The organism is bacterium (assembly GCA_041649255.1).
In the GTDB taxonomy this organism is placed as follows: domain Bacteria; phylum Hydrothermota; class UBA3073; order JACQXS01; family JAQTXJ01; genus JAQTXJ01.
Genome location: JBAZNK010000013.1, coordinates 42161 through 65352 on the forward strand (window position 1 = coordinate 42161; position 23192 = coordinate 65352).

21 protein-coding genes are annotated in these 23192 nt (G+C 37.9%); 7 read left to right on the plus strand and 14 right to left on the minus strand.

Annotated elements, in window-relative coordinates:
• Positions 1–308 precede the first annotated feature (308 nt).
• The 3 genes from WC614_09570 to WC614_09580 all read right to left on the minus strand — a co-directional run bounded on the left by WC614_09570 (position 309) and on the right by WC614_09580 (position 3116).
• Positions 309–1316, minus strand: coding sequence for a virulence protein RhuM/Fic/DOC family protein (locus WC614_09570; protein MFA5033257.1), 1008 nt, complete (start codon positions 1314–1316; stop codon positions 309–311).
• A gap of 190 nt (positions 1317–1506) precedes the next feature.
• Complete coding sequence (locus tag WC614_09575; GenBank protein ID MFA5033258.1) at positions 1507–2340, minus strand: Bro-N domain-containing protein; 834 nt, start codon at positions 2338–2340, stop codon at positions 1507–1509.
• A 266-nt stretch (positions 2341–2606) separates the two neighbouring features.
• Positions 2607–3116 (minus strand): ATP-binding protein, encoded by a 510-nt coding sequence (locus WC614_09580; GenBank protein MFA5033259.1) that lies wholly within the window; start codon positions 3114–3116, stop codon positions 2607–2609.
• Positions 3117–3481: 365 nt separating this feature from the next.
• On the opposite strand from WC614_09580, the gene WC614_09585 reads away from it, so the two are divergent.
• Positions 3482–4159, plus strand: coding sequence for a hypothetical protein (locus WC614_09585; GenBank protein MFA5033260.1), 678 nt, complete (start codon positions 3482–3484; stop codon positions 4157–4159).
• Between the two features lie 451 nt (positions 4160–4610).
• On the opposite strand, the gene tyrS is transcribed toward WC614_09585, so the two are convergent.
• The 5 genes from tyrS to WC614_09610 form a co-directional block, all read right to left on the minus strand.
• The gene (gene tyrS, locus WC614_09590; protein ID MFA5033261.1) at positions 4611–5813 is read right to left on the minus strand and encodes a tyrosine--tRNA ligase; all 1203 of its coding nucleotides are present in this window, start codon (positions 5811–5813) and stop codon (positions 4611–4613) included.
• A 4-nt stretch (positions 5814–5817) separates the two neighbouring features.
• Positions 5818–6834, minus strand: coding sequence for a phosphate acyltransferase PlsX (gene plsX, locus WC614_09595; protein ID MFA5033262.1), 1017 nt, complete (start codon positions 6832–6834; stop codon positions 5818–5820).
• Positions 6835–7123: 289 nt separating this feature from the next.
• Complete coding sequence (locus WC614_09600) at positions 7124–7516, minus strand: hypothetical protein (protein ID MFA5033263.1); 393 nt, start codon at positions 7514–7516, stop codon at positions 7124–7126.
• Positions 7513–7962, minus strand: a complete 450-nt coding sequence (locus tag WC614_09605; protein MFA5033264.1) for a C-GCAxxG-C-C family protein — start codon at positions 7960–7962, stop codon at positions 7513–7515. The genes WC614_09600 and WC614_09605 overlap by 4 nt, the downstream gene beginning before the upstream one ends.
• Positions 7963–7966: 4 nt before the next feature.
• Positions 7967–8350 (minus strand): carbonic anhydrase, encoded by a 384-nt coding sequence (locus WC614_09610; protein ID MFA5033265.1) that lies wholly within the window; start codon positions 8348–8350, stop codon positions 7967–7969.
• 302 nt (positions 8351–8652) lie between these two features.
• Here WC614_09610 and WC614_09615 point away from each other — a divergent pair, with 302 nt between their 5' ends.
• Positions 8653–9207 carry a nitroreductase family protein gene (locus WC614_09615; protein MFA5033266.1) on the plus strand — a complete coding sequence of 185 codons (555 nt, stop codon included), beginning with the start codon at positions 8653–8655 and terminating at the stop codon, positions 9205–9207.
• 324 nt (positions 9208–9531) lie between these two features.
• Here the strand turns inward: WC614_09615 and WC614_09620 are convergent, their stop codons facing one another.
• The gene (locus WC614_09620; protein ID MFA5033267.1) at positions 9532–11844 is read right to left on the minus strand and encodes a C1 family peptidase; all 2313 of its coding nucleotides are present in this window, start codon (positions 11842–11844) and stop codon (positions 9532–9534) included.
• A 349-nt stretch (positions 11845–12193) separates the two neighbouring features.
• On the opposite strand from WC614_09620, the gene WC614_09625 reads away from it, so the two are divergent.
• Together WC614_09625 and WC614_09630 are read left to right on the plus strand one after the other, a co-directional pair.
• Positions 12194–12466, plus strand: coding sequence for an HU family DNA-binding protein (locus WC614_09625; protein ID MFA5033268.1), 273 nt, complete (start codon positions 12194–12196; stop codon positions 12464–12466).
• 164 nt (positions 12467–12630) lie between these two features.
• Entirely contained in the window at positions 12631–13359 is a 729-nt protein-coding gene (locus WC614_09630) for a ComF family protein (protein MFA5033269.1), read from the plus strand.
• On the opposite strand, the gene mnmA is transcribed toward WC614_09630, so the two are convergent.
• From mnmA to WC614_09645, 3 genes are all read right to left on the minus strand, one after another.
• A complete protein-coding gene (gene mnmA, locus WC614_09635) occupies positions 13356–14432 on the minus strand; it encodes a tRNA 2-thiouridine(34) synthase MnmA (protein ID MFA5033270.1) in 1077 nt (358 codons plus the stop codon). The two genes, WC614_09630 and mnmA, sit on opposite strands and share 4 nt — an antisense overlap.
• Before the next feature lie 94 nt (positions 14433–14526).
• Positions 14527–15321 carry a prolipoprotein diacylglyceryl transferase gene (lgt, locus tag WC614_09640; GenBank protein ID MFA5033271.1) on the minus strand — a complete coding sequence of 265 codons (795 nt, stop codon included), beginning with the start codon at positions 15319–15321 and terminating at the stop codon, positions 14527–14529.
• Between the two features lie 78 nt (positions 15322–15399).
• Positions 15400–17394, minus strand: a complete 1995-nt coding sequence (locus WC614_09645; protein ID MFA5033272.1) for a DUF3160 domain-containing protein — start codon at positions 17392–17394, stop codon at positions 15400–15402.
• A gap of 260 nt (positions 17395–17654) precedes the next feature.
• Between WC614_09645 and WC614_09650 the strand changes: the two genes are divergently transcribed.
• The 3 genes from WC614_09650 (at position 17655) to lpdA (ending at position 20570) form a co-directional block, all read left to right on the plus strand.
• Positions 17655–18872 (plus strand): OFA family MFS transporter, encoded by a 1218-nt coding sequence (locus tag WC614_09650; GenBank protein ID MFA5033273.1) that lies wholly within the window; start codon positions 17655–17657, stop codon positions 18870–18872.
• A gap of 86 nt (positions 18873–18958) precedes the next feature.
• Positions 18959–19144, plus strand: coding sequence for a ferredoxin (locus WC614_09655; GenBank protein ID MFA5033274.1), 186 nt, complete (start codon positions 18959–18961; stop codon positions 19142–19144).
• Positions 19145–19220: 76 nt separating this feature from the next.
• Positions 19221–20570 (plus strand): dihydrolipoyl dehydrogenase, encoded by a 1350-nt coding sequence (gene lpdA, locus WC614_09660; GenBank protein ID MFA5033275.1) that lies wholly within the window; start codon positions 19221–19223, stop codon positions 20568–20570.
• Positions 20571–20636: 66 nt separating this feature from the next.
• Here the strand turns inward: lpdA and WC614_09665 are convergent, their stop codons facing one another.
• Positions 20637–22040 (minus strand): capsule assembly Wzi family protein, encoded by a 1404-nt coding sequence (locus tag WC614_09665; protein ID MFA5033276.1) that lies wholly within the window; start codon positions 22038–22040, stop codon positions 20637–20639.
• A 43-nt stretch (positions 22041–22083) separates the two neighbouring features.
• Positions 22084–23148 carry a zinc-dependent dehydrogenase gene (locus tag WC614_09670; GenBank protein ID MFA5033277.1) on the minus strand — a complete coding sequence of 355 codons (1065 nt, stop codon included), beginning with the start codon at positions 23146–23148 and terminating at the stop codon, positions 22084–22086.
• Positions 23149–23192: the final 44 nt, after the last annotated feature.

A 23192-nucleotide genomic window follows, 5' to 3' on the forward strand; every position in this document is an offset into this window, starting at 1 on the left:
CGGGAATGGGAAAAGTCAAGTTTTTTGGGAAATAGAAAATCGTATATTAGTGTAATAGTATATTAGTTAATAGGAAACGAACAGAAAATCAGGGACAGAAAATCGTATATTAGGGTATTAGTTAGAAGGAAATTAACAGAGAGATCCTTCGCTATACTCAGGATGACAGACGCAGGGGATTTGTTATTAGGAGCATATCAGAAGACCAGGATATCAGTTGGCAGGAGACCAGAATATCAGAGTATCAGATTACCAGAAAATAGTTAATAGTATATTAGGGGATTAGTTATTAGTGTATTTGGAAATCGTTATTCGCTTAAAAGATTAGTAATAATTTTAGTTAAAATGTCTTTTTCTTTCGGGATACTTTCCGCAATAAGCAAAGCCAGAGCAGTTAATGCATTATCATTGATTTTCTTCTCCCCGTTTTTTTTAAGCAGGTAATTATTTTTGTCTAAAAAATAAATAAACAGAAAAGAACCAATACGTTTGTTGCCATCTATAAAAGGATGGTCTTTGATAATAAAATACAAAAGGTGTGCCGCTTTTTCTTCTAACGATGGATATAATTCTTTTCCATCAAAAGTTTGATAGACAGCGCCTAAAACCGCCATTAACTTTTCTTCTGATTCCCGCCCAAATAAATCGCTTGCTTCTTTTTTAAGCAGCAACCTGGTTTTTATTCCCTGAATCATTTGTTTGGCATCTTTATAAGTCAAAATAAATTTTCCCTTTGCTTTTTTAACAAGCGGGACTTCTTTTTTATCATATCGCCCAAGCAGAGTAAGGGTTTTAGAATAATCAGCAAGTAAGTTAAGAATTTCCTGTTCTTGTCCGGATAGGATTTTATGTTTGGTTTTTTCCTGCAGGAAATCAATTGTTTTTTGTAATTCTTTTAATTTATCTTGCGTTTGTATTAATCTTTTCTCATTAATAGTATATCCCTGAATTAAATGTTCTTTTAGGGTTTTAGTTGCCCAGATACGGAATTGGGTGCCACGAATTGATTTAACTCTATATCCAACAGAGATAATAGTATCTAAATTATAAAACTCTACGGCTCTTTCTACTTGCCTACAGCCCTCGGTTTGAACTATTCGGAAATTCCGAATAGTTGAATTTTTATCCAACTCCTTTTCTTTATAGATATTTTTTATATGTTCGTTAATAGTAGGAATTTCCTTGTCGAAAAGCAAAGCCATTTGTTTTTGCGTCAACCAAACAGTTTCTTTTTCAAATCGTACCCTTAACTCAACCTCTTTTTTGGGTGTTTGATAAATTGCTATTTCGCCTTTTGAGGGATTATTTTTTTTCATAATTTTCTCCTGTTAGTTAACGTTAAGTTCTATTATTAAAACGGGAACGGGAAAAGTCAAGGAGAAAAAATAGTGGACAGTGGTTCCGCCTGAGGCGGACAGGCAGTTGGCAGGATATCAGGTTACCAGGGAATCAGATTACAGAAAATCGTTATTAGGATATTAGGGTATTCGTTAATAGGAGACAGATTTATTTCTTTTTTAATTTCTTAGCTTGTGGTCTCAAATAGTTTTCTTTTGAAACAATAGACCTTTTTAACCTTTTTTCTAATTTTTTTCTGGCATCTCCGGCAATTTTTCCTCCTGCTTTGGCATCGGATTTTAATTTTGGTACACCTTGAGAATCTTCAGTCCGATGAATTTCTGTAGTTGCTCTTTCTCCTAACATCGTAAAAATCAATTCAAAATCATCCATATGGTCACGCAGGTTTTCTCTTTTTAATCCTTTGATTTTTTTATACCGACTGGGCGTTATACCAAAAGTTGCTTTTGAAATCTCTGCCGTCAAAATCTCATAATCCTTTTTTTCTTCTGCACCACGTTTTTCCCATTCATCGGTTAATTCTTCTCTGATTGCTATTCCCCGCATTCTTTTTTCTATCCAATCATCAGGGTACCCTTTGAGTTTATAAAGGAGTCTTGTTCTTTTGGTTGCAAGTTCCGGATTTTCTATTTCCTGTACCCGTTCATATCCTACCTTAGCCAACCAGCGTTTAAATGGTTCGGCTTTGGGAGATGGTATGGATTGGACAATACGGAAAATGCCTTCAGTATTGGCACAATCAGTTTCATACTTTTTCCCGTCGGAAGCTTCCAATTTCAGTCGGTGACAAAATGTCACCAACTCACTCCCTTCTTCTCTTAATCTTTGAGCAAGTTTATTCCAATACTTTCTTGCCATATAATCATCAGGCTGGTCGGTTAATACTTGCACTACATCCACAACTGAAAACCACCACTCGTTATTATAAATAGTTTTCCTAATTTGTTTGCCTTTGAATAATGCAATTTTAGTTGTTTCCATGATTTTCTCCTATTAGCTAATAGTATGTTTCTATTATTAAAACGGGAATGGGAAAAGTCAAGTTTTTTGGGAAATAGAAAATCGTATATTAGTGTAATAGTATATTAGTTAATAGGAAACGAACAGAAAATCAGGGACAGAAAATCGTATATTAGGGGAATAGGATATTAGTTATTGGGGTATTAGTTATTAGGGTATTAGCGTAATAGTTAATCGGAAGACATCAATGGCGGTGAATATCTTTCTTTTTGTTTCAGAATCAAGCATTATGTAATCTCCCAGTGTCCGCCTTTATCAGGACCGACTCGTTTTATTTTCCCGAATTTTACTAATCGTGTCAAATGATATTTTACTCCGTCTTCGGTAATGTTTCCTATTTTTTCAGCAAGTTCCTTTCTCGTAATCTGTGAGTTTTCATTTATTAAGTCAAGGATTTTCTGGGCAGTTTTCTGGGTAGTTTTCTGGGCAGTTTTCTGGGACTTTTCTGGGAACTTTTCAGATAAGTTTCTGCTAATTATAACGCTGAACCAATCTGAATCTATATCAAATTGAATTTTATCTTTCATCAATTTTTGAACGCTGTTAATACCGGAGCCAATTCTTTCTACAACTCTCAGCCTGTGGACTAAATCTACAAATAATGGATTCCTTGCAAGACTGCGTTTCCCTAATTCGCTTCTTTTAAATAATAATCCTCCCGGATTTGAAATTTCAAAACGGTCGGAATAGATTTCAATTATTACTCTTCCTTCGGAAAAATAATCTCTGTGTGTCATAGCATAGTTATTAGGAAACGAACAGAGAGATTCTTCTCCGCCTGAGGCGGATCAGAATGTCCAGCGGAGATGGATAACCCTGTACAATAAATATACAGGGTAAGTTGGACTAAATTTCCGCCTTCGTCACAAATAAACTCCAACTAAAAGATTTTTCTTGCCAAGTTTTTGGAACGGACTTATTGTCGTGACAGATGGTTGAGTTAGTATAGATAGCGTAGATGGGAACAGAAAGTGCACAGAGGACAACGTCAGGAAAACTGATAAGTTAGGCTAATCCCGCTAGAGCGGAAAAGTCCAACTAGATCAGGAACACTGATAAGAAACTCTAAAGGCTAACGCCTAAGAGTTTCTAAGGGGAGAAAATGAAAAAATATAATAAAACATTACAAAAGATTACATACATCGCAGTTCTTTTATCCTGCATCACTATCGCATCCTACGCCCGCGATACCGATATCACAAAATTCATAACTAACGGAGATAATACCTATAGACCTGATGTATGGGCGGATAACGTATTCAAAGAAATTACTACTATCGTCGATAAAAGTAAAATCCCCCGAAAAGTCGTTGCTGTATCTGATTATAAAGGAACTAATAACCAATACTATACCTTCGTCGCTTATGTTAAAGATAATAAAATCCAAAATATAGTCCCCCTTGACGGAACCGAGTTTTTCTCGGGCGTCGGTGAAAATAATAATGATTATGTCTTTAAAGATATTGATATTGACGGAGACAGCATAAACGAAATATTGGCTATAACTTACACAGTAGGCGGACAGGGAACTAATTTTGCATACATAAATATACTTAAAGATGCTTCAAAAATTTTTGACCTTTGCCTCAGCGAGATTCGTTACCAAATACTCAAAAACTCCTCCGGAGAATCCATCTCCGTCCCGATGAGTGAAGCCGATTTGTTTACTATCCGCTATCACCAGGGAACTAAAGAACTCGAAATAAAAACAGATATCTGGACAAAAATATTCGTCTGGGATGGGAAGAAAATTGTCTTCAAAAAATTGGAACAGAAGTGAAGATGGTGGTCGGTGGTGAGTGGTCAGTGGTGAGTAACGGAAAGAAGAGACAAAGAAGTAAAAATGCCCAGCCACAGCAGAGCTGGATAACAGTCTCTAATCCCGCCATGGCGGGAAAGAGACTGTAACCAAAATCCCCCAAAAAACAAACAAAAAATATTGCCACGGATACGAAATACAAAAGAGAAGAGAATTCTGGACGCACCTGCCTGCCGGCAGGCAGGGATTACTGCAGATAACCCTCCTACGGCGGGCAGGCAGGATAAAAAATTAGAAGACTAAAAAACAAACAGATACTGCAAAAACTTTGGAAAAAAGGATTCTCGTGTAGATCTACGCAGATTTGAAAGAGAGCATACTAGTATATCAGAGAATCAGAGGACAGAATTAACAGAGAGATTCTTCGTTGCACTCAGAATGACAAAGACATAGGGGATTAATAATTACCGGGTTATTTCGCCGGAATTACTTTCAAAAACTGCCGTTTGCCTACCTTTAAAACTACCGGGGATTTTACTTCTAACTCGAACTTGATATCCGTCACTACCTGCCCGTCCACCTCTATCGCCTTCTGCTCTATCAACCTTCTCGCCTCATTCTTCGTCGGCACCGCCCCCGAATCCAACAACAACTGCGGTAACCATATCTTCGGTTCTTTTACCTCGTAAACCCTCATATCCTCCGGAACTTCCTTTTTGCTGAACATCTTCACAAACCCCTGCTCAGCTTCCTTCGCTTCCGTTTCGGAATAATATACTTTTACTATCTCATAACCTAACCTTGACTTTATGTCCCTCGGGTTTGAAGTCTTTAATAACTGCTCTATTTCCTTGACCTCAACTTCGCTCAAGTTCGTCGCCAGCTGAAAATAATTCATAATACAGGAATCCGGTATGGACATAACTTTTCCGAACATATTCACCGGTGTTTCCGTAATGCCTATATAATTGCCATAACTCTTGCTCATCTTCTTTACGCCGTCAGTTCCCACAAGTATCGGCATCGTCATCGTTACTTGCGGAGCCTGAAAATATTCTCTTTGTAATTCCCTGCCCACAAGCAAATTAAACTTCTGTTCCGTTGCCCCGAGCTCAATATCGGTCATCGTCGCAACCGAGTCATACCCCTGGAAAATCGCATAAAACAATTCGTGCAAGGAAATCGGTTCGTTGTTCTTGTACCTGTTGGAGATTTCTTCCCTTTCCAATAACTGCGCTAAAGTAAACTTTGACGCAAGTTTGATTATCTCTTCTGAACTTAGTTTGCCAAGCCACTCCGAATTATACCTGAATTCAGTCTTTTCGGGGATAAGAATTTTGAATATCTGTTCTTTGTACGTAGCCATATTTTTCTCTATTTCTTCGTTTGTGATTTGGGGCCTTGTTTTTGACCTTCCTGAAGGGTCGCCGATTTTTGCCGTAAAATCCCCGACAATCAAAAGAGCAATATGCCCGAGTTCCTGGAATTCACGTAACTTCCGCAACACTACTGCATTCCCGAGATGCATATCGGGAGCTGTCGGGTCTATTCCCAACTTTACACGTAACGGTTTTTGGAATTTTTCGCTGAAGTTCAGTTTGTCTAAAAGTTCGTTCTCAGGTATGATTTCTACGGTATTTCTTTTGATGAACTCAAGTTGTTGGGATGTATTCATTACTTCAATTCGACAAGGAATCAGGCGACTGGTCTACGTTTTCGTCTTTAATAATAGTCTCTTCTATGTATTCGTTTACGCCGGACTTTACATAACTCGCCGCAGTATGAACCGCGCTTTTTATTGCTTCTGCGCTTGACCTGCCGTGAGAAATTATAGTCACGCCTTTTACTCCAAGTAAAAATGCCCCGCCATATTGTTCGTAATTGAATTTTCCGAATTCTCTTCGCAAGGCGCCTGCAATCAAAGCTCCGCCCATTTTTGCCCAGACTGAACTGTCTATTGTTTTCTTTATTACATCCTTAAAAGTAGAGAGAACACTTTCCGCCAACTTCAATAATATGTTTCCTACCATCCCGTCACATACGACGACGTCGCTTATTCCTTCAATAATCTGATGTCCCTCTATGTTGCCGATAAAATTCAATTTCGATTTTTTCAGAATGTCAAAAGCTTCTTTCGTGAGAGGACTTCCCTTAACTGACTCCTCCCCTACTGACAGTATAGCTACTTTCGGGTTGTTATTGCCGGTAAGTTTTTCTATGCATTTTGCTCCCATAATTCCAAATTGATAAAGGTCATAAGGTTTAACAAAAGTCACCGCGCCGACATCAAGGATAAAAGTAAAATTTCCCGATTTCGTCGGGAAAAATATACCAAGCGCAGGTCTGCGAACGCCTTTCAACCTGCCAAGAGTCAAAAGACTGAACATCACACACGCGCCTGTGCTACCGGCGCTTACGAATGCGTCTATCTTGCCCTCTTTTTGAAGCATCGTCCCTATGGCGATGGACGAATCTTTTTTCTTTCTGAAAGCCTCTTCAGGAAGTTCACTGCAACTTATTACGGATGGCGCATGGACAATCTTGTCTTCGGGTAAATAACCGGCAAGTTTCTCCCTGTCCCCTATGAAAAGGATATCAATATCTTTTTCAAGGAGCAAGCTTTTTGCGGCTTCTATGACCATCTGCGGAGCATTATCCCCGCCCATCGCATCAAGCCCGATAATTATCTTCTTCATAATAAGTATGTTAGCAATATACTATATTTTCGTGGAAGTCAAGTGGAAAATTAGTTAAATGTACCAAAGAATTTTTCACCGCAGAGACGCAAAGTTCGCAGAGAAGAAAAAAATGGGAAGAGTTTAACCTCGGATTACCGAGCTCTACTAAGCTGAATCTTCTTTATCTGTGTTTATCCCTGCCTGCCGGCAGGCAGGTGCGTCCAAAAATTCTAAACCACTAAACCTACTTACCTTACTTAACCACTCACCTAACTCAACTTCAGATTACCATGCTAAGCTGGGCTTTCTAGAACTTTATCCAGAGCGGAACAATGGCAAGAATTAAAAATGCCAGAGTAAGCAGAACGGAAATCGTTGTCCCCGTGATGAAAAACAACGGCCCGATTTTCTTGATTCCCGTATCTTTAAGATTTTTCCTCACTAATATCTCTATTACCCATCCCCCCGAATAAAGAACATTCGCGGAAACACCATAGAAAATTATAAACATCATCGCGGAATACATATTTTTATGACTTAAATCCGTCTTAGTTGCAAGAAGAAGAATTATAACGCACAACATCCCCGTAACAAACATAATCAAGTTGTAATGCCATCTTTTCGTTTCCCACCACCTGATTATTTGTTTGGAGTTCTCGGGCTCCGCATCCTGTTGTAGAACCCTTTTTATCCAGTTCATAGTTCTCCTTTTTTCTTTAACATCTTTTCCAAAATTTCACTCGCATCTTTAATAAACTTATCACAATTTGAAAATGCGTTCTTTTCGTTTGCCTCTTCCAAACCCCTTTTCGTAGTAACATCATATCCAAGTAGTTTCCTGCAACTGATTGATTTATGAAGCTTTTTGAATTCTTTTGCGAAATTTCTTGCAAGTTTATAAGTTAATTCTTTTGCGTCTTTATCTTCAAGCGTATATCTTCCGTATTTCAAACCTATAACCATAAAAGCGGCAGTAACCGCGCCACAGGTTTTCTGCATTCTTCCCATCCCCCCGCCAAATGCGCAGGAAATTTTTAAAGACGTTTTTTTATCCAGCCCGAACTCATCGCTGAATGCCAATAATACGGACTGCGCACAGTTGAATCCTTTTTGAAAAGATAAAACCGCTTTGTCGGAGTTTTTCATTTATTTAATTAATCTTATGCGCTTCCCAGTTTTTATCAACCCATAACCCTATGATTTCAACTTCAAACCCCCATAATTTCATCACTTTTATCGCCTCAAGTATCTGGGCTTTTTGAATTTCTTCTTCCACGGGATTCCCCGCGCAATCATAATGTCCCGTTATAACAATAAGTTTGGAATGATGTTTGTGGACCGAGATTCCAACTCTCTTTTTTATGGACTCAATCATATGGGTGTCTGTGTTTTCAGCCAATATCTTGTTGGGGCCCGGCTCCGTTATCATATCCACAAAATCTATCGGGAACTCGCTCTTTATCCACTTGACCACGGGAACCTGCATTCTCCCGTCCATACAGTTAATCGCAGTAGCAAAAGTTTTGTTTTCCATAAGCTCCTTTTACAAAAATATATTACCTGAACAATCAACCAAACATAGTTTTAAAAAATTTTAAGTCAATGTTTTTTTGTAACCACTCCAAGAAAACGGGCAAACTGCCCCCGCCTAAGCAGGATCATCGACGTTCGCCCCTACGAAGAAACTCGGGTAGACACATAGGTCTACCCCTACAAATGATAACGCGCCGTTCGCCCCTACGATAGATAAAGGAAAACAAATATTAGTTATTCGTGAAACGAAGAAACTTTCCGGTTGATATTGACAAAACCAAATACTCTGGTAGAAATAAACTTATGAGTATTTCATTATCGGACATAATTAAAATAAGGCAAAGCGTTCGGGCTTATCTTGATAAACCCATAAAAGATAACCTTATTGAAGAGATAATCGAAGCGGCAAGACTCTGTCCTTCTGCCTGCAATTCACAACCCTGGCGGTTTATCGTAGTTACGGATAAAAACATAAAAGACCAAATTACAAGCAAAGTGCTTAACGGTGTCTTTCTCCCGAATAGCTGGGCAAAAACTGCTCCCGTAATAATTGCAGTTTGCGCAGAATTGAGCTTCGTTCCGCATACCGCAGCTTCCACACTAAAACGAACAAAATTACACCTTTTGGATATGGGCATTGCCATCGAACAACTGGTTTTGAAAGCAACGGAACTCGGTTTAGGAACATGTATAATAGGTTGGTTTAACGGAAAAACGCTGCACAAAATACTAAACATACCACACCATATACAAACGGTCGCGTTAATAACATTGGGATATCCCGAAGAGCCTCTCGCTGTAAACCAAGTAGAAAAAATCCCGTTAGAGAAAATACTTTTTTGGAATAAATATAAATAGATATACTAAGTCGGTTACGAAAACACAAAAGAAGAAGAGTTTCACAGAACAAAAAGTCGCCCCGCCCAAGCGGGGTAAACTCCGAACGCAGAGAGGTCTTAGTGTTAAAAAATTACAAACAGAGAATAGAAATTAGACAGGATTAACAAGATAACAGAAAAACAAATTAAGGTCCCAGAGAAAAAGAATAGAGTGCACAGAGAAAAGAAAACAAAAGTATAGCCACGCCTGCCTGCCGGTAGGCAGGGATTTGCACGGATAAGAAATTGCACTGAAGAATAAAAAAAGGGCGGGTAAAACCCGCCCTTTTTTTAATATTTTATATTATTCTATTATAATGGCTTTCTTAGTGTTCGTGCAGGATGAGCACCCTTCAAAGTTCATCCTATAGAAATAAGTTCCCGCGGAAACCTGTTTACCGTTAATATCCCTGCCATCCCACTTAATATTATGTTTGCCCGCTTTAAGTTCTTTATCTGCAAGAGTGTAAACAAACCCGCCGGATTTATCGTAGATGTTTATTGTTATTTTTGCAGTCTTTGGCAAACTAAAACTAACGGATACCCTAGATTGAGATGGGTTAGGCGCAATGACAAGAGTTTGTATGTCCTTTGACATATTGCCTTCTTCCGCTCCTACCATAGGCCCATAAAAACATCCCTTTACTTTGTAGACGGTCGTAGGAGTTTCACTATTTACAAAGTATTCATCGGTATAAGGATTAAGTTCTATTGCCCTGCCGTTTTGTGGGGGAACGGTAATCCGATGATTCATAACTATCCCGCCTGTTTTTGTCAATTCCCATACCACGACTGAGTCAGGCGCAACTCCCGTCTGCGCAAAGTAAGTCATAAGCAAAAGCAAGTTCCCACCGCCGGCAGCGCGAGGCTCGTAAGCCAGACAACGAGCCGCATATTGGTTCAAAGTCGGTGGGGTTAAAGGAATGGCAAAATTAGACAACACCGTCCCGGTTGTGCTTACCTTATATATCCTATATCCCGACATATCGACTGCCCATAAATAGGTGCCGTCAAAAGCTAAACCCGTAGGATATGTTGCGGGAGAAGCAAAAGAAGTAATAATTGCTCCGTTTGAAGGATTCACTTTGTAAATCTTTTTGCCGCTCTTACTGTGAACCCATAAAGTGTTATCCGTTTTGGACCAACATATATCCGTACAGGTATCACCGTTCGGCGTGTTTATATAACTAATCTGCGCGCCGGTCGTAGGATTAAGTTTGGCTATACGATTTGTATATACAAGGGATGCCCATAAATTGGTCCCATCAAATGCAAGCCCGTAAACGGTTCCCGATGGCGGAGAAAATGATGTTACCTGAGTCCCGGTTTTACAACCCAACGGCACTACAAAAGAAGTATCTTTAACGTACCCGCCACTTGCAGTAATATGCAAACTAAAAGATATATCCTGCGGAGTTGAAGCCCCGGCGCTTGCCGTTGCTCTGTAAGGAGAAGATGTATTACTCGCAGACCCACCATTAGCTATTGAACCAAAACTTGCAGAATTCGTATTTATAGAGATGTTACCATTTGCAGTAGCTATAGTCGCCACAACACCCGTAGCGCTAACGCCTAAATTTCCAAGATTTAAAACTACGCTAACCTGTTCTCCCGGGTCCCATATATTATCAGTAGCCTCCGTTGCCGTTTTATTGCTTAAGTATACATTAGGAGCAGTATTGTTTGCCATAATAAGATAGGTAGGATATCCTGGTCCCACGCTTTCTTCCGAGCCATAAGAAATCCAACCATATCCGGCACTTCCCCAACCTGTTCCCCAAGAATTTTTTATAAGCCATGCGCCTTGAGAATCATCGTATCCACACAACGTTACCCCGTGATTATAAAGCGTCGTTTTTTCTCCACTATCCGTAAGGACAGGGCTGTAAACTCCACCCAGATAATAGAAGAAGTCTTTACTTGCAGTTACCGCGCAAGCCATAGGACCTTCTGCTAATTTCTGTTTGTATACGGAAGTATAATTTCCCGTCATATCTATCAAATCCCAATCATAAGCTTTAACTACTCGTGACGTCCAATTTGAACACCTCTGGCTGCATGGAGCTTCAGTCGAACTGCTGGATTGCTGGTACGTGAAACAAGCTTCATCCGGAAGCCCGGTTACTCTTACAAAATTCGCAGCATAATCCGTTCTGCCGCCGCTGCATCCGTTATTATTGTTGTCGCAAGAAACCAGCGTTTGTTCGGATAAATCTATGGTAGTATCAGGTTTATTATAAGAGATTTTCCAGCGTGCTTCACAACCCGCAACAGTGCAAAAAGCCCAGCAAGAACCACAATTCCCCTGGTTTTTTACGGGAGTCATCCAGTTCTTCCCGTTATAACTACGCCAGTCTATAGAGGCTTTTAGATTCCCCTTTACAACCCCTTTATATATATGTTCCGTGGGAACCTCAGAACGAATAACCGGAATATTACTACATAGTTTTGCTTTTTCTTCATCCGTAAAGTCAGACACAGAAGTATGCCCGGCAGTCCATTTTGCACCTTTAGCCTTAATCGCCTGCTGCACTTCCGATAAAGTAACACTTTTAGCATTTAAAATAGACCCCATCGGCACTAAACACAACAATAATATATACAAGAACTTTTTCATATTCAATCACCCTCCTTCAGATGATAAACCTATATTTTACAACACAAATCCACATATCCTTTACTTTTTATATTATATATATGATATTTTATTGCTTTTTTGTCAAGGGGTATTTTATTTTATGACAAAAAGATCAATAGCCCCAATACTACTCCCAAATTCGACTGATTTAGCACAACCAAAGCAACATTCCCGCAAGAATAACGAGACAAGAAAATACTTGACAAATAAATACTAAGTTATAAGAGTGTGACATAATAATTATTTCGCTTGAAGCGAAAAGGCCTATTAAAACTATGTTTTCGGGAAACATTGTCCGAAAACAAACGTAAGTAAGAGGGGGGGGAAAATGAAAAAGGCAGACCTTGTGGAAAAAATCGCCGGTGGGTGCGAAATCACAAAAAGAAAGGCGGAAATGGCAGTTACTACCTTTACAAATGAAATCGTTAATGCACTCATAAGGGGAGAAAAAGTTACACTCGTAGGATTCGGAACATTCTCAATTAAAAAGAGAGCCGCCAGAAAAGCCAGAAATCCAAGAACAGGCGCTACAATTAGTGTCCCTGCAAAAAAAGTTCCAAGATTCCAACCCGGTACAAAATTAAGAAGCAGAGTAAAATAAACTTGAAAATCTAAGGGAGGGTTCTTTAAAAAGAGTCCTCCCTTATCTTTTTATACTAGCATCGTTACCAAAAAGTTAAGTAAGTTAGAGACTCCACGAATCACGAACTCTAACTAATAAATAATAAAGTTAAACAATCTTAGTATTAATTTTTTTCGAAACGTATGGGTTTTTTACACAATTTACTGAATTTCATTTTTCCTCCTCATTGCAGTATATGTAAAAAGTATCTTGAACCGGATGAGAAAGTAGTATGCAACGAATGTTTTAATGGTATTCCCGTTATTGTCCCTCCTTTTTGCGCGAGGTGTGGAAAACCGACAAAGAGCGAGAACGTATGTAATGACTGTATAAAAAATCCGCACCAGTTCACAAGATTAATCGCATTGAGTGAATACAGCGATATTACAAGAGATTTCGTATTGTTATTCAAAAACAGGCAAAAATTTTCTCTCGGGAAAAGACTTGCATCTCTTATGGCAGTTCTTATCAAACAGGATGAGTTTATTTTTTCTGCGGATGTTATTATCCCCGTTCCTATACATATGGTAGTAAGACGACACAGGGGATTCAATCAAAGTGAAATTTTGGCAACCGAAATCTCAAAAATAACGGATATTCCAATGATAAGTGATGTTTTGATTCAGGTGAAACGAACCCAACCGCAAAAATATTACTCCATTAAAGATATGGATAAAGAGGCAAGAGAAGAAAAAAGAATATTAAATGTTAAAGGAGCTTTTAAAGTAATAAATTCGGATACGGTAAAAAATAAAAGAATATTAATTGTTGATGATGTGTGTACAACGGGAGCGACTCTGGATGAATGTTCTCGCGAGTTATATAAAGCAGGCGCAGAAGATGTATATGCCGTAGTAATAGCAAAAGCTTAGATTCTTTTGGTTTTCTTTATCCATCCGCTTCCTATGACGGTATCTTCTTTATAAAACACTGCGAGTTGTCCGGGAGTAACTGCTCGTTGAGGAGAATCAAATTTTACAATAACATCCGTTTCTTTTTCTGACGCTAATAATTCTGCCTCTACGGGTATTTGATTGTATCTTATTTTAACGCTCACGGACATCGGTAAAACCGGATTTTCAACGCTTATCCAATTTAAGTTATCTATAAGCATATCTTTTATGTATAAATCGTCATTTTCGCCGACAATAATTCTATTTTTATCTGCATTGATTTCTATAACATATAATGGGTTTTTCGCCGACAGTTTTATCCCTTTTCGTTGACCTATAGTGTATTTAGAAATGCCGGGATGGAGTCCAAGAACTTTTCCTGTTTTATCAGTTATTTCGCCGGGGATAATTTGTTTATATTTACCAATAAAGCTTATATGGTCATTGTCGGGGATAAAACATATTTCCTGTGATTCTTTTTTGTTCTCCAGATTTAAGTTGAGTTCAATTGCTTTTTGTTTTACTTCCATTTTTTTTAACCCGGCGAGCGGAAAAATTACTTTAGCCAACGAATCCTGTGACAATTGTGCAAGGAAATACGACTGGTCTTTCAATAGAGCTTTGCTTTTTTTAAGGATATATCTATTATTTGTATGGCAAACCTGCGCATAGTGTCCGGTAGCGATAAAGTCTATACCTGACTGTCCGTCAGGAAGGGCCGAATTGCATATTCTTTCCATAAATTTCCCAAGCTTGATTTTTTGATTGCAAATTACACAAGGATTGGGAGTTCTGCCTTTTGTGTATTCCGAAACAAAATAATCTATTACGTTTTCTTTGAATTCTTTTTCCATATTTATAAGATAGTGAGGAATATTCAAACGGTCTGCGATTCTTCTTGCATCATAAATATCTTTTGTATCGCAGCATTTTGAACCATCATTCCAAAGTTTTAATGTAAATCCGATTACATCAAATCCCTGTTCTTTCAGTATTGCGCAGGCTACGGATGAATCCACTCCACCACTCATAAGACAGGCAACTTTTTTCATTTTATAAGAAAAAATCTTTTTTAGGACGCAGATCTTCGCAGATTATCAAGATTTTAAAAATCTTACCTGCCGGCAGGCAGGTCTGCAGTAAAAGTTAACGAGTACTAGTTTTTTTACTGCTGACTAATATAATAATTATAATGCTTACCAAAAACATACCTATAGACACAACTTGTCCGTGAGTAAATCCGGCAAATACATACGCATTCGATTCATAATATCTTATATAATCTATGAAAAATCTCCAGATAGAATATAAAATCAATAATATCCAGAATAGATATCCTTTGCTTTTCTTTGTTATTGAGGGAACTATTTTTTCAAGTAATAAAAGGAACCCAAAGATACAAAACCCGATTAAGCTTTCGTATATTTGAGCCGGATGAATGTGTGTCCCTGATTCGAATGCGCAACCGGCCGGCGAATCCGAAGGGAAAACGACTCCCCATGGCAGGTTTGTAGGTCTACCGAAACAACAGCCGTTAAAGAAACAACCTAACCTGCCGATTCCAATTCCCATAGCGACTATCGGGGCGAATATATCCATTATATTTAAAACGTTTACGTGCTTGCGTTTAAGGAAAATAACCCCGCACAGAATGGCAACTAAAACACCGCCGTAAAGAATCATTCCACCTTCCCATATTTTGAATATTTCTATAGGATCTTTGGCATAGTATTTGAAATTTTCGATTATATATGCGCCCCTTGCCCCGACAACACTGGCAATTATTATCAGGAAACAAAGGTCTGCAATTACAGGACGGGAGATATTGTATTTCTGTGCCCTTTTATCTACAAGCCAGATACCTATAAAAAAAGCAAGGGCAAGTGAAAGTCCCCAGGAAGTTATTGAAATAGGTCCCAGATTAAGGATTACGCGATGCATATAAAGTTTAACTTACATACTTAATACTAAAGCGTCAAGAAATATAAATTTCTGCTTTTTCGGACAGATTATATTAATTTAATATTCTCTTATTAGCGGAGAGAACCAATCTTGTAATGGAACCTGTCTGCTTTTCAATTCCTGCTGCCATTTTTCATCCGTATAACGGCCATCCATAGGAGCTTTAAATTCATAATAAGAGAACACTCCACCCATAAGCGTGGATTCATCTGCTTTATCCGGAGCCGAAGCAGGTAATCTAACATAAATGGTATTTGCATACCCGACTGCTTCCTCGAGAACCTGTCTCGAGTTCGGGTCAGTATGCACATCCGCAATTATAGCCATTTCATCATCTGTTCCGGAAGTAATTTGTTTCATAATTTCATCGGGAAATATCGTCATGCCTTTGAGCGTACTTCCAATATTCCATATAAGGTCAGACTCTTTTTTCGTTAATGGTTTTCCGGTCAATTCTTTTTCTGAAATTTCGGATAATTGTGTTAATATATCGGCGTAATTGGTTAGTTTATTTTTTATTTTCGTCGGATAATCCGTTATAGTTGAAAGTTTGGTTATCATATCCGAAAGTTCTTTATAAACTTCGGGATAAGGTTCAACCCAGCCTTTAGTAAATTCAGGAGTCCTTGGCATTGAGGTAGTCATCAAAGTATAACTTTCTTTTGCATAAAGTATTGCATCATGTTTAAGTTCCGCCCAACTGCCGAGAACAGAATTGAGTTCTTTTAATTCCCATTCATTAGAAAGCATAAATGACGGACAATTAGAGTGTTTATCATTTAAAAGCAACCTGATAGAGTATAACCATTGGGAATACAGGTTTGATTTCCATTCCGGCACGGAAAGATAATCAAAGTAATTCTTCATCTTTACGGATTGTTCTTTATAATTTTCATAGTTTGCATCACCACTATTGTAAATTATGCTTGCTGCAGTTTTGCTACCAAATACAGACATTAAATCAAGCCCTCTCGGGAAACATCTCGTTATTCCGACAGGTGTTTTTTCGGCAGTAAAAGGAAGAATCGTATCCGTTGCCTTTTTTTGTTTATTTGGAAGATATTTGCATACTTTAGGATAGACAAGATTCTGGAATGCATACGTATCAAAAATAAATCTTTGTCCCATTAACCTGAAGTTTTTCAACTCCAGAGAATCGTCACTCTCCGTTACAATCGAGACAATTTTAGGAGAAGCAAGTTTGTTTGCTTTTGCTATAAATAGGAGTATGGATTTATCTTGCGGGATATTAACATCTTTTATGAGTTTAGAATAATCTTCAATGGTAAGGTCATCTGCTTTCCCAACAAAGGATATGGTAGGTTTATAAATTTCTTTCCATAATCTCGTCAGGTTGCTTGATGCTTTAATTGTTTTTGTTATAAGGATAGCACTTCTTGTAAGCTTAATGCCTTCTTTTACCGGGTCTATAAGCATATCATCAGGATACATAGAGGGATGCGGTTTCAGATAGAATCCGATTCTACCGTACCACATCATTGTTTTGAAATAGTTTTCAAATTTATAATTTCTTGTATAATGGCCCCGTGGAACATATTGAGTATAGTCTTCTTTGTATCCGAAAATGGGAGATTCCCTTATACCCCTGTGTTCTTTGATTAATTTTAATTCGCTATTTATTTTTTCTTTTACTTCATCCGGAATATTATCGGGTATTTCTAATTCCAACAATTTTGCCGCTACTCCAAAGAATGCTACATTATCGCTGAGAGCCGATTTCATTATCTCGTTTTTTGCCTGTTTTAGTTGATTGAGATTGGCATTTAACATTCCAAGGGTAAGAGTATCGAGTTTAGGGAGCAAAGATGTTATTTCTGCTGTTCTTAAAGAGTAATCGTAAGCTAAATGTGTAGTATGGAATATAATGTCAGTAGTAACAACAACAGGCTGATTAGCTTTTTTACAATGTTCATAAATATCGTAAATATTTCTTTCACTGCTGGGCACTATAACAAAACCCGACGAATCAAGTTTGGCTTCAAGCTGCGGAGACAATCTAAGTACAATTGAAAATATTAATAAATTTAACATATATCCCTCCTAAACAAATATAGGTTTTGAATCGTTATTACATCTTTGTATAAAATCTTATACCTTAATTGTCAATGAATTTTGCTAAATTTGTTTGTTTCGTACCGAACCTCCAATAGAATAGTTAATACGAAGTTGTTACCGATTTATTTAGTTAACTTCGTTGGAATTATTCCTTGACAGATAACATTTAAAGTATAATTTCAGGATAATTATTTTAAAGTTTTTGTCGGTACAAAATTTAGCAAGGGAGGAGAAAGATGAATAGCGATAAAAAAACGAATCGCTGGTCGGTAGTTGTAGGTGGAATTTTAATTCAAATGTGCCTTGGAGCAATATACACGTGGAGTGTATTCCGCAAACCGTTACAGGCGGAACCTTTTAATTTTTCTTTAACACAGGCAAGTTTACCATTTGCATTAGTACTTGTATTTTTTGCCCTTTCTACAATCGTCGGGGGAAGGTGGCAGGATAAAAAAGGACCGAAAGTCGTTGCTACGACGGGAGGTATTTTATTAGGTATTGGTCTTATTTTAGCAGGTTTATCCAAAACCATCGTTGGCATTGCCATTTCTTATGGAGTAATTGGCGGTATTGGTGTAGGTCTTGCTTATGGGTGCCCAATAGCTACCGGTGTAAAATGGTTTCCCGATATGCGAGGTTTAATTACCGGGATATCGGTATTTGGTTTTGGCGCAGCATCTCTTGTTTTTGCGCCTATCGCAAAGTCTCTTATTGCATCTCAAGGAGTCGGCTTTACATTTATTACACTCGGCATAATTTTTCTTATAATTGTTATTATCGGGGCTCAATTCTTAAAGAATCCTCCTGTTGGTTGGCTTCCGGAAGGGTTCAAACCATCTGCAAAAACCGGTGTAACAAAGCACGATTTTTCTTTCCAGGAAATGTTAAAAACAAAAGAATTTTATCTTATCTGGATAATGTATTTCATAGGTTGCGCAGCAGGACTTATGATTATAGGACAAGCTTCACCGATTGGCCAGGATATAGGAAAACTTTCGGTAAGCCTTGCTACGGTTGGAGTAATGGTACTTGGAATATTTAATGCCGTCGGTAGAATATTCTGGGGAAAAATATCTGATTCTATCGGAAGAATTAAGGCTTTGTTTTTAATATTCATTATTTGCGGGATAACAATACTTTTATTAAATATCATTCCCGTATTTCCTGCTTACTTCTGGATTGGTATTTCATTGGTTGGTTTATGTTTTGGCGGGTACTTAGCTATTTTCCCTGCAATTACTGCCGACTATTATGGGACAAAAAATTCGGGAGTAAATTATGGCTTTGTATTCACTGCTTATGGTTTCGGCGGATTGCTTAGCAATCTTTTTGCACCAAAAGTTTTGCAGTCAACAAACAATAATTACTCGTTAATATTTGTTGTCGTAGGAGTTCTATGTCTGGTAATCGCAATGTTAACTTTTTTGGTAAAGCCACCTGTGTTAAAAAAATAAGAAAGATGGTATATAAATAAAACTTGACACTTATAATTCTTAATGCTAACTAAATGCAATTAAGTTTAGAAAAATAGGGAGGAAAGATGCGTATAGGAATAGATAAGGAAACCTGTACAGGATGTGGAGTATGTGAGTCTTTATGTCCGGACGTTTTCCAGATACAGGAAGATGAAAAAGCACACGTAATCAATTTGGAAGCTTGTAACGAAACCAACTGCAAAGAAGCCGCTGATTCATGCCCGACACAAGCTATCATAATAGAAGATTAAATACCTTCTAAAAAGATTAACAGGCTTTAGTTTTACATAATAACCCCGATATAGTCGGGACAAAAACATCAATTTTATGCAAGAGTTTGATATTGCTATATTGGGTAGTGGTCCCGCAGGTTATGTCGCCGCACTTAAAGGCGCTCGACTTGGTAAAACAGTCTGTCTTATAGAAAAAAAAGACATTGGTGGGGTTTGCCTTAATCAGGGATGTATCCCAACTAAAGCAATTATCGCTTCCGTAGATGCATTACGAACGGTAAAAAATGCTCAAAGATTTGGCATAGAATCCGGAACGGGAAATTTCGACTTTCTTAAAATAATACAACGGAAAGCAGGAGTTGTAAAAAAATTGGTTTCCGGAGTCAATTTTTTACTGAAGCAATATAAAGTAGAAGTCATACAGGGGACCGGAATAATAAAAGAGCCGGGATGTATTACGATTGGAGACAACGAACTTAAAGCAAAATCTACAATAATCTGCACAGGGTCAAACCCTTTTCTTCCATTTAGTATAGACCACATAAACACACTGGACTCCGAAGACACATTAAATTTACAAGCCTTGCCGCAAAGTATAGCGATTATAGGGGGCGGTGTAATAGGAATAGAATTGGCAAACATTTTTTGCGGGCTTGGAACAAAAGTCACGATAATAGAAATGCTGCCTAAAATACTACCTGAAGTAAAGGACAATGATATAACTATGTTAGTAAAGAAAAAATTAGAATCCCAGGGAGTAAAAATATTTGAAGCCACGAAAGTAGAAAGCATTTCTCAAAACGATAAAGAACAGGTTTGCATTCTTTCGAACGGAGAAAAGGTAAATGCAGAAAAGGTATTTGTAGTTTGCGGAAGAACCCCAAATACGGAACAATTACAAAACATAGGACTAACATTTAACAGAAAGAGTGTAAGTGTTGACGAGTATATGAGAACAAATATTCCCGGAATTTATGCAGCGGGAGACGTTGCAGGACAGCCTTTACTTGCGCACAAAGCATCGCAGGAAGCCGTCATTGCGGTAGAAAACATATGCGGAGAAAACAAAAAGATGGATTACAGCGCAGTTCCCAATTGCATATTTTGCAGTCCTGAAATAGCATGCGTAGGGAAATTTGAAGCTGAAGTAGAAGGCGGAAAAACGGGTAAATACAATTTCCAGGGAGTAGGAAAAGCATTATGCAGTGATGATACTGAAGGTTTCACCAAAATAGTATCTGATAAAGACGGGATAGTAAAAGGAATGCAGGTCATCGGGCCGCATGCATCGGACCTCATTATGCTTGGAGTAATAGCAGTGCAAAAACAATTAAAAGCAGCTGAATTGGGAGAACTAATATATCCGCATCCTACTTTGTCGGAATGTTTAAAAGAAGCCTTTGAAGATGTTTCTCAAAAAGCAGTTCATAAGTTCTACAGATAAACAAGCTTATCCTTTGTTCTTCTTCAAATAATACTCCAAATTTAGACAAGCCTTTTGAATTAGATACTACCGTTTATTAAATGATGCATTAATGTTTCCGCCAAAGATTGTTTCTTTGTTAGTTCTAAGCTCGCAAATTTCCGTATCTACTTTCAACTGCCATTTGTGAATGTTTCTTATAACGGTTGTTCCCGTTTTTATATTTAAGCATTTACTTATGGGACTTAGCATAAAGTTATTACTCGGGAATTTTTCATTTTCTACTCTTGGAGCTTCAGTAATAGGCCAAGTATCGTTTATTGAAGCGGCTCCTTTTGTCGTATACGTTACGCTTGTATATAAGTCAAGGGATGGTTTTGCATGGAATGTGAATTTCGCAAACAGTTCTTCAATGTCCGGGCCCGAGGGATAGCCTAACGGGTAGCCCCGGTATTCATATCTTTGCCAGGGGTGAAAGTGATTATATGCCCATCTACTTATCTTTACGTATTCTAACTGGAAAAATGTTTTCTTCATTTTCAGAGGGTCGACTCCCCTGACTCCAACAAGTCCACCGATATGATTTGGTTCGCCCTGTTCATCTTTCCCATACTGAAAATCATCCATTAGAAATTCACCGTATACGGCAAAAGAGTTGAGATTTATCTTCATATCTATATCCCATAATATATTGTGGTCCATTTCCGTGTGAATAAATTCGTAAGGATAGCTTAAAGCCACCGGATTAAGGTAATATAAGTCAGGGATTGCATTTTCACCACCATATATAACTGCTTCCGTAAACCCAATTTGCACTCTTCTAAACGGAGCGTATTCCAACCTTCGCATTGACATAAAGCGTCTTGCATTCAAAGTATCACTGTGAATGGTATCCCCCATAAAACTCAAATTTTCATCAATAATATTATCAAGTCTTGAAAACAGAAAGGAGAGTTTAAATCTGCCGCCGTTATAAGCCATAAAAAAAGCATCTAAAGAAGGTGCATTTCCTGATAACAACAAATTATATCTTGTAGATGGTCCCATCGCAAATCTTTCCCTGCCGAATGTAGCTTCAAAAACAGAGTTATCAAATTTTATAAAAGCCCTTTCATAATCTGCCGCAAATTTATCTTTGAATTTTGCCGTAGGCCAGATATTTTCATTCCCAAGTTTTATGATAGGCTGGACAATCATACTGAAGGGTGGTTTCTCATAGGGGATGAATAACCTTATCTTTGTATAGTTTATACTATCTTTAGTAGATTTAATCGTAAACAGAGGCTGAGTTATTCTTGATTTCAGCCAATCGGGAGCTTTATCCATTGCGGATTTTTGTATGAAGTAATTTTTTATATCCGATGAAGAGATTAAATTAAACCCCCTGAGTTTCAATTCTTCAACGGTCTCTACGGTAGATTCCTCTACTGGAACATATATTCCGAATGCCGAAGACACATTTATCAATAATACTATGATGAAAATCGTCATTTTATTCACTGCTCCTCCTTATCAATTTTCTTATACAGCAAACTTACGGTTTGATAATTACTTTTATTGATTTTCTTGCATTATTTACCAACTGAAATCCTTTTAGCGTTTGCTCTAATGGTAATATGTGAGTTATCATATCTTTAACATTAATTTTATTATTTTTAATGATTTCTATTGATTCTTTAAAATCCTGTTCTACTGCGGCATAAGTGCTAACCATAGTTACATCTTTATTCCATAAATCAAAAAGCGGAAATGGGATTTGTACACCGGGCTCGGGAGGCGCAAAGAATAGAATCCATCCCTGTTTTTCAACACATTGAAGTCCCTGAACAAAAGCGGAAACACTTCCTGCGCAAATAATAACCCTGTCGGCAAAGTTATTATTATTTTCTTTAAGTAATATCTGAGGAACATTTTTCTTCGCATTTATTACTACGTCTGCACCAAATTTTTTTGCCATTTTCAACCTGTATTCGTCTACATCCGTTGCGATAATTCTTTTAGCGCCTTTTAGTTTTGCCAGTTGAATATGGAGCAACCCTGAGATTCCGCTACCTATGACAATAACGGTATTTCCTTTTTGAACATTTGCCATACGCTGGCCTCGCATAACACAGGCTAACGGCTCGATAAAAGTTGCATCTTCAAAGGTCATTTTATCGGGTATAACATATACTCCTTTGCATTTGATATTTATCTGCGGAACTCGTATGTATTCGGAAAACCCACCCGGATCAAAATTTGTAGTTCTGAGAGTTTCACACAGCGTATGATGTCCGCTGAGACAATATTTGCATTTATAACAGGGAATATGATGGGATACAAAAACTCTATCCCCCTTTTTGAATTTTTGAACCCTCTTCCCCACCTCAGTTACGATTCCTGATATTTCGTGTCCTAATACTCTCGGGGCTTTTTTGATTCTATACCATTCCATAACATCGCTTCCACAGATGCCACTAGCGATTATCTTTACGAGAAGCTCATTTTCGGTTATTTTTGGGATAGGTAGTTTTTCTATTCGAACATCGTTATTGTTATAATACATTGCTACACGCATGGAACATCCCACCCCGGCGGTGATAGTTGTTTGTTTATCCATATTTATTATACTAATTAACTAGCATTAAATGTCAAAGAAAAAAC

Coding starts and splice junctions, on each gene's coding strand:
- WC614_09655 (MFA5033274.1), top strand. CDS start 18,959: ATGCGTATAGGAATAGATAAGGAAACCTGTACAGGATGTGGAGTATGT.
- WC614_09605 (MFA5033264.1), bottom strand. CDS start 7,962: ATGAAAAACTCCGACAAAGCGGTTTTATCTTTTCAAAAAGGATTCAAC.
- WC614_09670 (MFA5033277.1), bottom strand. CDS start 23,148: ATGGATAAACAAACAACTATCACCGCCGGGGTGGGATGTTCCATGCGT.
- WC614_09650 (MFA5033273.1), top strand. CDS start 17,655: ATGAATAGCGATAAAAAAACGAATCGCTGGTCGGTAGTTGTAGGTGGA.
- WC614_09600 (MFA5033263.1), bottom strand. CDS start 7,516: ATGAACTGGATAAAAAGGGTTCTACAACAGGATGCGGAGCCCGAGAAC.
- WC614_09585 (MFA5033260.1), top strand. CDS start 3,482: ATGAAAAAATATAATAAAACATTACAAAAGATTACATACATCGCAGTT.
- lgt (MFA5033271.1), bottom strand. CDS start 15,321: ATGCATCGCGTAATCCTTAATCTGGGACCTATTTCAATAACTTCCTGG.
- WC614_09625 (MFA5033268.1), top strand. CDS start 12,194: ATGAAAAAGGCAGACCTTGTGGAAAAAATCGCCGGTGGGTGCGAAATC.
- WC614_09665 (MFA5033276.1), bottom strand. CDS start 22,040: ATGACGATTTTCATCATAGTATTATTGATAAATGTGTCTTCGGCATTC.
- WC614_09580 (MFA5033259.1), bottom strand. CDS start 3,116: ATGACACACAGAGATTATTTTTCCGAAGGAAGAGTAATAATTGAAATC.
- WC614_09630 (MFA5033269.1), top strand. CDS start 12,631: ATGGGTTTTTTACACAATTTACTGAATTTCATTTTTCCTCCTCATTGC.
- mnmA (MFA5033270.1), bottom strand. CDS start 14,432: ATGAAAAAAGTTGCCTGTCTTATGAGTGGTGGAGTGGATTCATCCGTA.
- WC614_09610 (MFA5033265.1), bottom strand. CDS start 8,350: ATGGAAAACAAAACTTTTGCTACTGCGATTAACTGTATGGACGGGAGA.
- tyrS (MFA5033261.1), bottom strand. CDS start 5,813: ATGAATACATCCCAACAACTTGAGTTCATCAAAAGAAATACCGTAGAA.
- WC614_09575 (MFA5033258.1), bottom strand. CDS start 2,340: ATGGAAACAACTAAAATTGCATTATTCAAAGGCAAACAAATTAGGAAA.
- plsX (MFA5033262.1), bottom strand. CDS start 6,834: ATGAAGAAGATAATTATCGGGCTTGATGCGATGGGCGGGGATAATGCT.
- WC614_09570 (MFA5033257.1), bottom strand. CDS start 1,316: ATGAAAAAAAATAATCCCTCAAAAGGCGAAATAGCAATTTATCAAACA.
- lpdA (MFA5033275.1), top strand. CDS start 19,221: ATGCAAGAGTTTGATATTGCTATATTGGGTAGTGGTCCCGCAGGTTAT.
- WC614_09645 (MFA5033272.1), bottom strand. CDS start 17,394: ATGTTAAATTTATTAATATTTTCAATTGTACTTAGATTGTCTCCGCAG.
- WC614_09620 (MFA5033267.1), bottom strand. CDS start 11,844: ATGAAAAAGTTCTTGTATATATTATTGTTGTGTTTAGTGCCGATGGGG.
- WC614_09615 (MFA5033266.1), top strand. CDS start 8,653: ATGAGTATTTCATTATCGGACATAATTAAAATAAGGCAAAGCGTTCGG.